Source organism: Maridesulfovibrio ferrireducens (assembly GCF_900101105.1).
GTDB classification, from domain to species: domain Bacteria; phylum Desulfobacterota; class Desulfovibrionia; order Desulfovibrionales; family Desulfovibrionaceae; genus Maridesulfovibrio; species Maridesulfovibrio ferrireducens.
Map to the genome: position 1 here is coordinate 125112 of NZ_FNGA01000004.1, position 13482 is coordinate 138593.

The 13482-nt window shown below is 44.8% G+C and carries 9 protein-coding genes; 6 read left to right on the top strand and 3 right to left on the bottom strand.

The genetic code is table 11. The features are described from left to right. The first annotated feature begins 8 nt into the window (after window positions 1–8). Window positions 9–779, top strand: coding sequence for a tryptophan synthase subunit alpha (gene trpA / locus BLT41_RS13120; protein ID WP_092161891.1), 771 nt, complete (start codon window positions 9–11; stop codon window positions 777–779). Window positions 780–884: 105 nt separating this feature from the next. Here trpA and BLT41_RS13125 read toward each other — a convergent pair whose 3' ends face one another. The 3 genes from BLT41_RS13125 to BLT41_RS13135 all read right to left on the bottom strand — a co-directional run bounded on the left by BLT41_RS13125 (window position 885) and on the right by BLT41_RS13135 (window position 3921). Continuing rightward, complete coding sequence (locus BLT41_RS13125; protein ID WP_092161893.1) at window positions 885–1742, bottom strand: type 2 periplasmic-binding domain-containing protein; 858 nt, start codon at window positions 1740–1742, stop codon at window positions 885–887. Between the two features lie 77 nt (window positions 1743–1819). Next, window positions 1820–3217: a sensor histidine kinase gene (locus BLT41_RS13130; protein ID WP_092161894.1), complete on the bottom strand. Its 1398-nt coding sequence runs from the start codon at window positions 3215–3217 to the stop codon at window positions 1820–1822. Continuing rightward, window positions 3214–3921, bottom strand: a complete 708-nt coding sequence (locus BLT41_RS13135; protein WP_092161896.1) for a response regulator — start codon at window positions 3919–3921, stop codon at window positions 3214–3216. Before BLT41_RS13135 ends, BLT41_RS13130 begins: the two co-directional genes overlap by 4 nt. A 250-nt stretch (window positions 3922–4171) precedes the next feature. Here BLT41_RS13135 and BLT41_RS13140 point away from each other — a divergent pair, with 250 nt between their 5' ends. The 5 genes from BLT41_RS13140 to BLT41_RS13160 all read left to right on the top strand — a co-directional run bounded on the left by BLT41_RS13140 (window position 4172) and on the right by BLT41_RS13160 (window position 13479). Then, window positions 4172–5536, top strand: coding sequence for an efflux transporter outer membrane subunit (locus BLT41_RS13140; protein ID WP_244512284.1), 1365 nt, complete (start codon window positions 4172–4174; stop codon window positions 5534–5536). A gap of 12 nt (window positions 5537–5548) precedes the next feature. Further along, on the top strand, window positions 5549–6769 hold the full coding sequence (locus BLT41_RS13145) for an efflux RND transporter periplasmic adaptor subunit (protein WP_092161898.1): 1221 nt from the start codon (window positions 5549–5551) through the stop codon (window positions 6767–6769). Beyond that, a complete protein-coding gene (locus BLT41_RS13150) occupies window positions 6762–9959 on the top strand; it encodes an efflux RND transporter permease subunit (RefSeq protein WP_092161899.1) in 3198 nt (1065 codons plus the stop codon). The genes BLT41_RS13145 and BLT41_RS13150 overlap by 8 nt, the downstream gene beginning before the upstream one ends. A gap of 185 nt (window positions 9960–10144) precedes the next feature. Continuing rightward, on the top strand, window positions 10145–11518 hold the full coding sequence (locus tag BLT41_RS13155) for a glycosyltransferase family 9 protein (RefSeq protein WP_244512285.1): 1374 nt from the start codon (window positions 10145–10147) through the stop codon (window positions 11516–11518). 134 nt (window positions 11519–11652) lie between these two features. Next, window positions 11653–13479: a flagellar hook-length control protein FliK gene (locus BLT41_RS13160; protein WP_092161906.1), complete on the top strand. Its 1827-nt coding sequence runs from the start codon at window positions 11653–11655 to the stop codon at window positions 13477–13479. Window positions 13480–13482: the final 3 nt, after the last annotated feature.

The following is a 13482-nucleotide window of genomic DNA, read 5'->3' on the forward strand; positions in this document are numbered from 1 at the left end:
CAGATAAAATGAGTATTACAACACTTGCTGATAAAATAAACGAAGCCAATGCAGAAGGGCGCACAGCTCTGATTCCTTTTCTTCCCGGTGGATATCCGAACAAAGATATATTCTGGAAAGAAATTCTCGAACTTGATGCAAACGGCGCAGACATAATCGAAATAGGAATGCCTTTTTCCGATCCTGTTGCGGACGGTCCCGTCGTCGAAGCCGCATCTCTCAAGTGCCTTGATGCCGGAGTAAATCTGAAATGGATTATTGAGGAGCTCGCAAAAGTTCGGTCGCAGATCAGCGCAGGAATCGTGCTGATGGGATATTATAATCCCGTATTGCAATACGGGCTTGAGAAGTTTGCAAAGGATGCCAATGCTGCGGGAGTAAATGGTTTAATTATTGCCGATTTACCGTATGAGGAAGGTGTTGAATTCCGTGATTTACTGGCGGAAAACGAAGTAGTCCTTGTACCGCTGGTAGGACTGAACACAACACCTGAACGTATGAAACTTTACGCTGATGGTGGAAACGGGTTCTGCTATTTTGTTTCTGTATTAGGAACAACAGGCGATCGCGATTCACTGCCTGATGAAATTAAGGTCGGTCTCAAAAACGCGAAGGAAATATTTGATATTCCCGTAGCTCTGGGTTTTGGGTTGAAACACCCGTCACAGCTGATACCGCTTGAAGGATTGGTCGACGCGGCCGTTTTCGGGTCAGCTCTCATCCGTCATATCGATGATGGTAAAAGTAGCGCTGAATTTATGAAGGTCTGGAAGAAATAATATTAGAGATAGGCGTTGATGATCAGCCTTTGGTTACCAGAGGGGGAACTTTTTTATGAAAGTTTTCTCTCTGGTTTTTTTGTCGAAACTTCCCAACTACATCCCTTATGGATAAATAACCGTCCAATCCTTAACCTTGTCATTAATTACGCCGGATTGTCTTAGTGCCCGTTCAATTGTCCCGTTTTTTCTTAATATTTTCAGACCTTTTTCCAGTGCTTCATAGACCTGCTTGCCTTGGGGATTTTTTTTAGAAACCATAAAGTGTCTGCTGTATGGAAATATCATTTTAGTGTTCGGGATGGGGTACAGGTCGCCATTTTTACTTTGTATGATTAGATTATTTGTTCTTGGAAATTCTAATAGTGCAAAATCAGCACGATTTTTATTCATCATTTTGAACAATAGATCATACCGTGGTGCAGTTTGGATGGTTTTGAATCCGGCCTTTTTTAATACTCCAATATCCGTAATCCATGTGTTCCCAACTAATGGGACGTGTTTTTTTAGAAGTTCAAGGCTGGTTGCGTTTTTTAAAAGAGGGGAATTCTTTTTGACGTAGAGTCCTTTTTGAAATTTTCCCTTACGTACAACTGGTGATGTTTTATAAACAGAAGAGTCGAAACGTTGTTCCCAAATATCACATGAATATACTACTGCACGGCCTCTTTTAACCTCAGCCAGACTTCTTCCGGGATTGGGGCAGGAAATAAAAAAGAAATTGGCATTTAAGCCTCCAAGGTGGAGAGCCTGTCGTAAAAGTAATAGGGATATAACCGGGCGTGAAGAATATGGCGAGTCATAATCAGTAATGGCAAGAGGATCTCCGCCTTTGCTTTTAACTAATTTATGATAATTATGTTTAGTATTTATGTTGCCCGCAACTGAAATGCTTTCCGTTGCAAGTGTTGGCGCAGGAAAGAGCAATAAGAATATGGAAATAAGAAGATAAGAAAATCTCATGTTGCTGCTGTATTGGGGCTGCGGGTTGTAAACTTAGTTATTGGGGATATAGGCAATCTCATGCCAAAGGTAAAGCTTTACCCTTTTGCAATGGGCAGAGTGACTGTGATTGTGAATCCCTTTTCAGTATTTGTGGCTTGCATGGAACCTTGGTGCATGGTTGCGATTTTTTGCGCGGCAGCAAGGCCGAGTCCGTAACCCGGTGTATCGTGACCTTTGAGACGGTGGAAAGGATTGAAGATCTCTTCAAGCTCTTCTTCGGGAACAGGCGAGTGTGTATTGGATATTTGAATCACGGCTTTGTTCATCAATAGTTCATCTTTTTTTGCTCGCAGTTCTACTTCAATAACTCCGTTTTGCTCGGTGTATTTAAAAGCATTTCCAAGAATATTATCGAGGATGATCCTGATGGCGTTCTGGTCGCAATCGGTGATAGTTACATCTTCAAGATCGCTTATTATTTTTAACTTTTTATGGTCGGCGGTTGGCTGGTACTGATACAGCAATTCTGTGATCAGTAAATCAAGATTAATAGAATCGTTCATGGGCGGAACTTTTTGCATATCGAGTTTTGAAAATTCTATTATTTTCCCGATGAGTGTATCCATGTGTATTATTTCGGACTGCATGCCGCTGATAAAAGCTTCGCACTGGGCTGGTTTATCATTATTTATCTTTTCCCGGATCATTTCCAGCGAAATACCCATACGGGCCAGCGGACTTCGCATTTCATGTGATACGTTGGCGGTGAGTTCTCTGTTGCTTTTGATAATTTTTTCAAGGCCTTCAGCCATGTGATTGAACGTTCGGGCAAGTTCTGCAACTTCATCTTTACCGCGCACTTTTACTCGCTGTGTCAAATCTCCCTGCCCCAGTTTCGCCGCAGAGCGGGTAAGCTCTTTAATCGGTTTGATTATCCGCAGGGCAACCGGAAGAAGAAAAAGAGCAGCCAGTATTGTAATAAGAGCCTGTCCGCGCAGGAACCATATTTCTTCTTCAAATTGTTTCCAAGGATGAAATAAATGGTAAGTGAAAGGGTATCCCTCTGGAATATTAGAAGAATATGTTCCGTAAACAGATTTCATTCCTTTACGGCGCTCTTTATATATGTATACGCCTTCGGTGGTCTTCGTAGGCTTACCTTCCAAATGTAGGGTCAGGTCCGGGATTATTTCACCTGATGACGCAACTACTTCTGAATATGGCCCTGTAATCCACACCTCGGCGCGGAAAGACTTGCTGAGTGTTTTCATTAGCGGGGTGAGGGCTTCTTTTTCCTGTCCCGGGGAAAGATGTTTCGACTCAATTTCCATTTCCGTGAGATTTTTTATGGCCATCAACTGGCCTTCGGTTCTTTTCATGCGGGGACTGCCAGCCCATCCAGTATGAATAATCCATATTACCGTAAATTCTGAAACCATGAGTACAAGCAGGAAGGCTAGAAATATTTTAAGGTAAAGTCTGCTTATTTTCATTTTTCACCTACGAACATGTATCCGGTTCCCCAAACTGTTTTGATGCGTGATTCATGTTCCGGGTAGGGTTTAAGCAGCGCTCTCAGCTTGCTGATATGAACATCAATGCTGCGGTCAAAGGCGTTAAAATCTTTGCCCCAGACCGAAGTCATAAGGTCGTCGCGGGTAAGCGGGGTTCCGTGATTGCCCATCAGTGCGTGCAGAAGTTTGAATTCCGTGGAGGACAACTCAAGTTGTTCGTCCCCTATTTCGAGCCTTTGGTAGGCAATGTTCAGAATCAGACCCGCTACTTTGATAATACCTGAGCTTTTAGTATCGCCGTTCCGCTCGGAATCCTTTGCACGGCGAAGCACTGCCTTGATGCGGGCGAGCAGTTCCCGCGGGTTGAACGGCTTTGGCATATAATCGTCAGCGCCCAGTTCGAGGCCGACAATACGGTCGGTATCTTCGCCTTTGGCTGTGAGCATAATTACGGGAATATTCGAGTGTGGACGTAATTCCTTCAGGACTTCGAGACCGTCTTTTCCGGGCATCATAATATCCAGAATTACGAGCGAAGGGTTTTCACTTTTTACCGTTTCAACGGTTTTTTCGCCTGACGGAAGAGTGAGCACCTTAAAGCCATAGCCTTCAAGATACTGGGTCAGCAAGTCTCTAAGCTTACTGTCATCGTCGATGATGAGTACGGACAGTTGTTTTTCCATATTATCCGAATACCCTCGCAGCCCGTTTCATGAAAGGAAGAAAACATCATTTTTACATTTATTAACAATTTTTATCATCAGCGTAATACTCTTTTACTACCCTTGAGATATAAAAAGTAAAAATGGAATGCAATGGAGATCTCAATTTATGCCTTCATATAAATATAAGCTGTTAATTTACAGTTTGATTGTTGTTTTCGGTTTGTCCGCTTGTTCGCCTTTTAGGCCTGCCCCTCGAGATGGGGTCACTATGGGGCTCCCGCTTTCTTATACCTTGTATTCTTCTGAGCCGCAGGAGTTCGGTAAGTGGTGGGAAAGCTTTGGCAGTGCTGAATTGAACCGCATGGTGGAAGAAGCACTTACAGCTGATTTTGATGTGCGGATTGCCTGGGCAAAACTGCGTCAGCTTCGTGCAAGTGCAATAAAATCAGGCGCGGCAAAATATCCTACTCTTGATGGTTTTGGTAAATATACCGGTAGTAAAACCGGATCGGACGGGACGGAAGGAACAAAAGGTTCAACCTCCACTGATAAACATGAGCTCGGACTTACAGCTTCATACGAAATTGATGTATGGGGAAAGATTGAGGCAAAAGCCAATTCAGGTGAGCTTGATTTCTTAGTTTCCCGTGAAGACGTAAGCTCTGCGGCAATGACTGTTGCTTCGGAAGTTGTCTCCCGCTGGCTTGAAATTCAAACTCAGCGCCAGAAGAAAGCCATACTTTTTCAGCAACTTGAAACTAATACGATATATCAGGATCTTGTCGAGCTTAGATTCCGAAATTCTCTGGCTAACGCTTTGGACGTTTATCAGCAGCGGGAGAATGTTGCTCGTGTGAAAGCTTTAATCCCTCCTGTTGAATCACGCGAAAGAATTTTACTAAATGAACTTGCGCTTCTGTTGGGGCGTCCAGCCGGGACAGTTGAGATTTTAACCACAGATTTTCCCGCTCTTGATCCTGTCCCCGGACTAGGACTTCCGTTTGATCTGCTTGCCAACAGGCCGGATGTGCGCTCCGCAGGACTTAAGCTGCAATCCTCTGACTGGGCTGTTGCTGCGGCAAGGGCTGACAGACTTCCGAGTTTTAATCTTACAGGTAATGCCGCGCTGACCAGTGCTCAGATCGCAAATATTTTCAGCGGCTGGATGGTCGGATTAGCGGCTTCCATTGCCGGACCGATTTTTGATGGTGGCTATCGCGCGGCAGAAGTGGATAGAACCCGCGCCGTTGTTGATGAACGACTCCTTAACTATAAACGTACAGTTTATATCGCGTACAAGGAAGTTCAGGATTCGTTGATTAAAGAAACATGGCAGCAGGAATATATTACGGCACGTAAAAATCAGCTTGATGCCGCAAAAACCAACTTAAATGAAGCCGGTTCCCGTTATTTACAGGGGCTTGAGGAATATCTTCCGGTTTTGAGTGCTTTGCTCAGTGTTCAGAGTCTTGAGATTAATATCGTTGAGGATGAATCCAATCTTTTATTATACAGGGTTTCGCTTTATCGCGCGCTCGGCGGCAACTGGACTGATTCACTTACTTCGGCCGATGAACTTTCCGAGACCTCGGTCAAAGCCGATGCTGAGATTAAAACCGTTTCTACGAAATAAGGAAATTTAGATATGACCAAGCAAATTATGTATTACGTTAAGAATATAGGTCTTAAAGGGATTGTTCCTATTCTTATCCTTGTTATTGCCGGATTCGGAGCACGAGCGCTGATTGCCAGTAAACCTGTCGCCAAGAAAAAAGCTCCTGTTGTTTCTGCTCCTCTGGTGAATGTAGAAATTATGAAACCGCAAGACCTTAAAATCTGGACTCCGGTTATGGGGACAGTTGTAGCCGCCCGCAAAATTACACTTGAGCCGCAAGTCGCAGGTAGAGTTATTTCCGTAAGCGATTCATTTATTCCTGGTGGATATTTCAAACAAGGCCAAGAGCTTTTGCGTATTGATCCTTTGGATTACGAGCTTGCAGTAAAGCAGCAACAGTCTGTCGTTATTACTGCTGAGTATAATCTTAAGCTTGAGCGTGGACATCAGAAAGTTGCAGGGAGAGAATGGAAGCTTCTTAGAAAATCTTCCGGTGGAACTTTGCAGGAAGCGGATCTGGCACTTAGAAAGCCTCACTTGGAGAAAGCGGAAGCGGATCTCGATTCTTCCAAGGCAAAGCTTAAGCAGGCACGTGTCAATCTTTCCCGTACAACAGTAAGAGTTCCTTTTTCGGCGATGGTTGAAAGCAAGAATGCAGATCTCGGAGCTAATCTCGGAGAGCAGGAAGCTATTGCAACTCTTGTCGGGACCGACGAGTTCTGGGTGATGGTATCTGTTCCGGTTGATCGTTTAGATCGTCTGGTTATTCCCAGCGCAGCTAATGGTTTTAAAGGTTCTGCCGCTCGCATCGTTTCCGGAAGCGGAGAAAGTTCATTTGAAAGAGAAGGGCAGGTGTTGCGTCTTTTGCCTTCTCTTGAATCAATGGGACGTATGGCGCGTGTAATTGTTGTTGTTAAAGATCCTTTGAATTTGAAGGGGGAGCAAGGTCTTCGACCTCTGCTGCTCGGCAGTTATATAAATGTTTTTATCGACAGTGGAACTTTGAAAAATGTTTTTACTGTATCTCGTGGAGCCTATCGTGACGGCAATACTTTATGGGTCATGAAAGATTCCGGCGTGCTTGAAATTAGAAAAGTTGAACCTATCTGGCGCGATCAGGATTTCATTTACCTTAATTCCGGTCTTACCGATGGGGAAAAGCTGGTTATAACCGATATTTCTACACCGTTGCAGGGAATGAATCTACGCGAAAACGTTTCTGAGGAAGTAAAGGATAACAGCAATGGCTGAGAATAATAAAAAACCGACCGGGCCGATTTCATGGATGGCGGGTAATTCGGTTGCCTCAAATTTATTAATGATAATTCTGCTTGTTGGCGGGCTTTTAATGGCCTTCAACATCAAGCAGGAGGTCTTTCCCGAATTCAGCATGGATACCGTGACTGTTTCAGTTTCTTATCACGGAGCCAGTCCGGAAGAAGTTGAGCAGGGTATTGTTCTAGCTATTGAAGAAGCTGTCATCGGTCTAGACGGGGTTAAAGAAGTTACCAGTTCTGCTGCTGAGGGGCGTGGTTCCGTTACGGTTGAAGCTATTGAAGGATATGATCTTCAGCAGCTAACGCAGGATGTAAAAAGTGAAGTTGACCGTATTACTTCATTTCCTGAAGAAGCTGAAGATCCGTCGGTAAAGGAATCTTCCCGTAAACGGCAGGTTCTTGCGCTGATGGTCTACGGGGACGTGAATCCCTTAACTTTACGCAAAGTTGCAGAAAGCTTGCGCGAAGATCTTATCAGCGATCCCGGTATTACTCAGGTTGATCTTTCCGAAGTGAGCGATCTTCAGGTTACAATAGAAATTCCTCAGGATAAGTTGCGTGCATATAATCTGACGCTTACCGATGTTGCCAAAACCCTTAATGATGCTTCAGTCGAATTACCCGGGGGCGGCATTAAAACCGGGTCAGGCGAAGTTCTTGTAAGATTTAATGAACGCAAAGATTTTGCTCGTGAATTTGCACGTGTACCTGTTGTTACGGGGCGTGATGGAACTCAGGTGCGTCTGGAAGATATTGCGGATGTAAAAGAAGATTTTCAAGATGATGACAATGTCACTTCATATAATGGAGTGCCTGCGGTTCGGGTAAATGTTTTCAGAGTCGGTACGCAAACGCCTATAACTGTTTCTGAAGCAGTTCATGCGAAACTGGAGACTTTTAACCGCAGTCTGCCTAAAAGCGTACACGTTGATGTGCGCAATGATTCTTCTGATATTTTCAAGCAACGCATGGATCTGCTTCTTAAAAATGGATTAATGGGGCTGGCGCTTGTGTTTATTTTGCTGGCCTTATTCTTGGAGCCGAGGCTCGCTTTTTGGGTTTCCATGGGAATCCCTATTTCATTTTTAGGCTCAATGCTGATTCTTGCTCCCGCAGACGCAAGTATCAACATGATCTCTATGTTTGCCTTTATTATTTCGCTAGGTATCGTAGTTGATGATGCTATTGTCGTGGGTGAAAACGTTTACACTATGCGACAACAGGGTATGACGTGGCACAAGGCTGCTTATGAAGGAGCCAAAAGAATTGCCATGCCTGTAACGTTCAGTGTGCTTACCAACATTGTCGCGTTTATGCCGCTTTTCTTTATTCCCGGGGTTATGGGAAAGATTTTCAAAATTATTCCGCTGGTTGTTTGTAGTGTTTTTGCGGTTTCATTAGTTGAAAGTCTTTTTGTACTCCCTGCTCATCTTGCTCATGGCGGAGAGGGGCAACCGGGCAGAATAATGGCTTTTGTTCTGAGGAATCAGCAGAAGATATCCAAAGGACTTATGGTTTTTATCGAGAAAGTCTATCGGCCTTTTCTCGATAGAGCGGTTGCATGGAAATATCTGACTGTTGCTCTGGGATTTGCGTGTCTGCTCGTTGCATTTGCATATATTAAAAGTGGCAGACTCGGATTCACCATGTTTCCGAAAATTGAATCAAACTATGCTTACCTGACAGTTGATCTGCCTTACGGAACTGCAAAAGAAGTAACAATGGAAGTGCAGAAAAAAGCTCTTAAAGCTGCTGCGATTGTTACGAATGAAAATGGCGGAGATGAACTTGTTCGCGGTGTTTATTCCAAGATAGGCGGCGCGGGCAGAGGCAGTTCAAGCGGAAGCCATGTACTTAAAATTCAAGTTTTCCTGACGGATGCCGATACCCGTCCCATTTCAACTGACCAGTATACTAAAAAATGGCGGAGTGAGCTGGGGCCGATTGCAGGTGCTGAATCTGTTCTGTTTGAATCTGACCGCGGAGGACCGGGGTCTGGCGGATCTCTTGAAATTGAACTTAGCCACACGGATATCAGCGTGCTTGAGAGAGCCGCGTCTGATCTTGCTTCGGCTTTAAGTACTTATCCTAAAGTAAAAGATATTGATGACGGATATTCACCGGGAAAAAGACAGCTTGATTTCGAGCTTTTGCCCGAAGGAAGAAGTCTGGGATTGACGCCGCAAAGCGTTGCTTCACAGATGCGTGCCGCCTATTACGGCGCCGAGGTCCTTAGACAGCAGCGTGGAAGAAATGAAGTAAAGGTCATGGTCCGTTTGCCGATAGCTGAAAGGGTCTCGGAATATAATCTTGAAGAAATGATAATCCGAACTCCGAAAGGGACAGATGTTCCTTTGCGGGAAGTTGTGAAAATCAAAAGCGGTAGATCATATACTTCTATTAAACGCAGAGATGGCCGAAGAATTGTTTCTGTCAGTGCGGATGTTACGCCCCGTAAGGAAACTGCGCAGATTATTGAGTCTGTCGTAAAAGAAGTTTTGCCGCAGCTTAAAGCTGATTATCCCGGACTGGGCTTTTCTCTTGAAGGTAAACAGGCGGATATGCAGGAAAGTACGGACAGCCTGATTTCCGGTTTGTTCATGGCAATGATGTGTATTTACGCTTTGTTGGCGATTCCTTTTAAGAGCTATTTTCAGCCGATAATTATTATGATCTGCATTCCGTTCGGCATTGTCGGAGCCGTTATCGGACACATCCTGCTGGGCTACAGCCTGAGCCTCATGAGTTTGTTCGGTATCGTTGCGTTAAGCGGGGTCGTAGTAAACGATTCATTAGTCTTTATCGATTACGTTAATAAGATGCGCATGAAAGGGCATTGTGCGTATGATGCCGTTCTCGAAGCAGGAGCGGCCCGTTTCCGGCCTATTCTGTTGACGACCTTAACGACATTCGGCGGGCTTGCTCCGATGATTCTTGAAACATCCAGACAAGCGCGTTTCCTTATCCCGATGGCAATTTCACTGGGATTCGGGATACTCTTTGCGACAGGCATCACGCTGATTCTGGTTCCTTCCTTCTATATGATATTTGAGGATATCAGACGCGGAATAAGGAAGCTTTTCAGACTTCCTCCGGTCGCAGGAACAGTCGACGGAGTTATCGAGAATGTTCCGGTGACGCAGTGTGAGCATAAGCCTGAATAATTAAAAATATAAAAACAGCCCGTTCAAAGTGATTTGAGCGGGCTGTTTTTTTGTGATGATTCCGAGCATAAATATAGTAGAGAGAAAAAACTGTTAGGTCGACCTAGGGCGTGGAATTTCCTCAAATAATACTGTAAGCTCCTCTCATGTCAAAACGCCCGATACTTGTTCTTCAGATGCAGCGGATGGGGGATTTAATCCTTTCTTTTCCGCTTTTTCTGTGGCTTGAACGAACTTACCCCGGTCATCCCATATGGGTTGTTGCGGAGGAGAATTTTTTCCGGCCGCTGATGCCTTTAAGCCCAAAAGTTACTTATTTTCCTTGGGCGGGTTTAGGGTTTCTTCGTAAAGAAAAGTACGAGCTGATCATAAATTTAAGTATACGTGAGCAAGCCGCGTCTCTTGCCGGAGAACTCGGAGCTGAAGCGAAATTCGGCCCCGTAACAGACTCCGAAGGAACTGTTCGCATCCTCGGAGACTGGCAGCTTTACCGTGCAAGCGTGGTGCAGAATAATAGACATAACCGTTTTCACTGGGCTGATCTTAATGCACTGGATTGTATCCCGTTAAGCCGTATTTCGAAGACTTCGTGGTCTGATCCCCGAACTTTGCAGGGGGAGAGCGGTCGTATAGGTCTATTTTTGGGAGCAAGTGAGGAATCCAAACGTCCCGGCGTAGAATTCTGGGCTAAGCTTTGTTCCGAAATCCTTGGAAGGGGAATGAAGCCGGTTCTTTTCGGTGGACCTCTTGATAAAGGACTCGGGGCAGATGTCGCCCGTACTTTCGGCGGCCCCGTGCTCGATATGACGGGTAAGCTTAATCTCGGAGAGCTTGCCGCGGTCGGGCAGTCATTACAGCTTTTTATTACTCCTGACACAGGGCCGATGCACCTTGCGGCATGGTCCGGGCTTAAAGTACTCAATCTTTCCATGGGGAATGTTAATCCTTGGGAAACCGGACCTTACCAGAATGATCATTATGTGCTGCGGTCCACTATGAGCTGCGCTCTTGGTTGCTGGACCTGTGTGCGGGACAGACTGCATTGTCATGATCCTTTCACTCCCTCGCGCATTGCGACGGTTGCAAAGAGTATGATTCGTGATGACCGGGCGGCTTTGCATAAAACAAATTTGCCGGGACTGCGTCTTTATTCTTCATCCAGAAGTGCCAGCGGGGTGTATAACTTACTTCATATAAGTGGGCGTTCCGCAGAAGCCGGCGACAGGCTTGGTCAATTTTGGCAGGAATTTTTCGGTATGGCATTCGGGTTGTGGGACAGTCGTGGCGCAGATAAGATTTGGGCTGAAGTGATCGAGCAACAGCCGCTTCTTGCGCGAAAAATGTGTTTCCATCTACCAAGGTTCGGTAAGGAGTTCAGCAAGGGGCTTGCGAAAAGCGCTTCTCTTTCTGAAACATTCTGGAACTCATGTCCGCTAATATTACGTCAATTTGCTGGATATATTCATCTTTTACTTCAAAATAATGATTATGACCGGGCGTCATGGATTAAAGTTTTATCCCTCTATGAAAGACTGGCAGCTATTGTCAGCGAAAAGTAATCCACACTGAACTATTTTCCCCGTAGGGAAGAAAGTACCCTCTTTTTTAGTTTTATCTTAATGTAACTACCTGAAATAATGTATTTTCAGTTTTGGCACGCCTTGTGAAAGAAGATGACACGAGGAGCTAGAAAATGAAAATACTTCCACATCTTGATCAAAGTACTCAGAACTTAGAAATAACTACAGACAGGACTCCCCTGCTTGAAGATTCATATCGTTCATCAATGTTTGATGATTTTCTCTATTCAAGCAACCAGGCCGGTTTTGAGAGTATCTATCAGCCTGTGCAGGAAGCTGTAGCTGACATTCGTTCTTCGTATGACGATGTGTCGTATAATGATGAGCTTCAAAGTGCCTCTGAGTACATAGATGAAACAGCTCGCGAAATTTCAATTCAGTCCGTTGAAGAGCAGCCTCAAGAGCTTCAGGTCAGTCGTGAAGACTGGAATGAAATCAAGGAAGAGCTGACTGAATATGGTATCGACAAGAAAGATATTGCTGATCTGGAAGAAAAGGTAATGAGTAAGGGCGGCCTTACTTACGGAGAACTTGTCAGCGAACTTACCGGTATGATGCAGTCTGTGAAGGGTTTTAACCTAGACCCGGTTCAGCAGCAGAATATGCACTCTATTTTTTCAAAGCTCGGTTTCGCTCCTGATGAAGCTAAGGCTATGCTTGTAAGTATTTCCAAGGGAAATATGGGTGATGTTCTTGAGAAGATGCAGGCTAAGCTTGCAGCTCTTTCCGATTCTCAGTCTCTTCAGCTTTCTGAAGAGGAAACAAAGACTCTGAATTCCCTTTTTAAACTTTCCGGTGAAAACAGCGCTAAGGTTGCCCAGTTACTTACGAAGGACGGTGCAACTGTAGGTCTTATCAAGCAGGGATTTTCTGTTTTAAAGGATGCTTTGGCTGAGCAGAGTGCAGCTCAGGATGCGAAGGATCTCAAGCTGGTCAAGACGGTAAGTTTTTCTCTTCAAAGTGCGATGGATAAGGCTTCAGATCAAACACCTGATACAGTTCGTATGGCCTCTGCAAAGGTAATCAGCGATTCGCTTGGAATAGGGAAGGACATCAGTGACAGCTCCAAGCCTGCAATGCATGGTGAGGCCGGTGATTCTGTTATGTCTAAGAACTCTAATGATAATTCAACGTTGAAGCAGAACGGTAACAATGCGTTAAATTCAGAAAATAATTCCGGCAGCGGATTGGGCAATCAGACTAAGGGTGGTTTTGAAGATAATCCTCAAAACAATCCTCAAAATAATTCTGCTGCAAACGATTCTAAATATACAGCCAAACATTGGCTTGAAAATATTCTTTCCGATTCCAACGATGTTAACACCTGGAATGACTTTTTCGGCAAGCTCTCAGATGCTTCGTTATCAAAAGGCGAGTCTTCGATTTTGGGCGAAGGTTTTGGCGGGGGAGCCATGGGCGCTCTTAAGAATGCAGCTCATGCCACTCAGTCAGGAAAAACCACTGGAATGTGGGAAAAAACTGCCCGGTCAAATATTCTGGAGCAGGTCCAGCAAGGGGCTTTCAAGAACTTAGGACAGGGAAAATCACAGATTACCCTCACGCTGAACCCTCTTGATCTTGGTACTGTCAACGTTATGATTCAGGTTAAGAATAAGGAAGTCCAAGCGACCATCAGGGCAGAGAATCCTGAGACCGCAAAGGTTATCGCAGAACAACTTGAAACCGTTAAGTTAGCTCTGGAAGAACAGGGACTTAAGGTGGATAAGCTTGAAGTTCAGACCGGTATTGCAGACAGAGAAACACAGTCCTCATGGAATGGAGCACAGGATCACAACAGTGCTCATTATCAGGAAATGATGGCCGGAATGAAGAAGCGTTGGCAGGCTTTACGAAACGGCGGAACCTCTTTGGCCCAGGATATGCAAAATATAGAGCATACGGCAACTATTTCCCAAAGCGGTCTACACATAGTCGCTTAACGA

Bases quoted from the DNA above. Each gene is read 5' to 3' on its own strand.
- trpA (WP_092161891.1), top strand. From the start codon at position 9: ATGAGTATTACAACACTTGCTGATAAAATAAACGAAGCCAATGCAGAA.
- BLT41_RS13125 (WP_092161893.1), bottom strand. From the start codon at position 1,742: ATGAGATTTTCTTATCTTCTTATTTCCATATTCTTATTGCTCTTTCCT.
- BLT41_RS13130 (WP_092161894.1), bottom strand. From the start codon at position 3,217: ATGAAAATAAGCAGACTTTACCTTAAAATATTTCTAGCCTTCCTGCTT.
- BLT41_RS13135 (WP_092161896.1), bottom strand. From the start codon at position 3,921: ATGGAAAAACAACTGTCCGTACTCATCATCGACGATGACAGTAAGCTT.
- BLT41_RS13140 (WP_244512284.1), top strand. From the start codon at position 4,172: ATGGGGCTCCCGCTTTCTTATACCTTGTATTCTTCTGAGCCGCAGGAG.
- BLT41_RS13145 (WP_092161898.1), top strand. From the start codon at position 5,549: ATGACCAAGCAAATTATGTATTACGTTAAGAATATAGGTCTTAAAGGG.
- BLT41_RS13150 (WP_092161899.1), top strand. From the start codon at position 6,762: ATGGCTGAGAATAATAAAAAACCGACCGGGCCGATTTCATGGATGGCG.
- BLT41_RS13155 (WP_244512285.1), top strand. From the start codon at position 10,145: ATGGGGGATTTAATCCTTTCTTTTCCGCTTTTTCTGTGGCTTGAACGA.
- BLT41_RS13160 (WP_092161906.1), top strand. From the start codon at position 11,653: ATGAAAATACTTCCACATCTTGATCAAAGTACTCAGAACTTAGAAATA.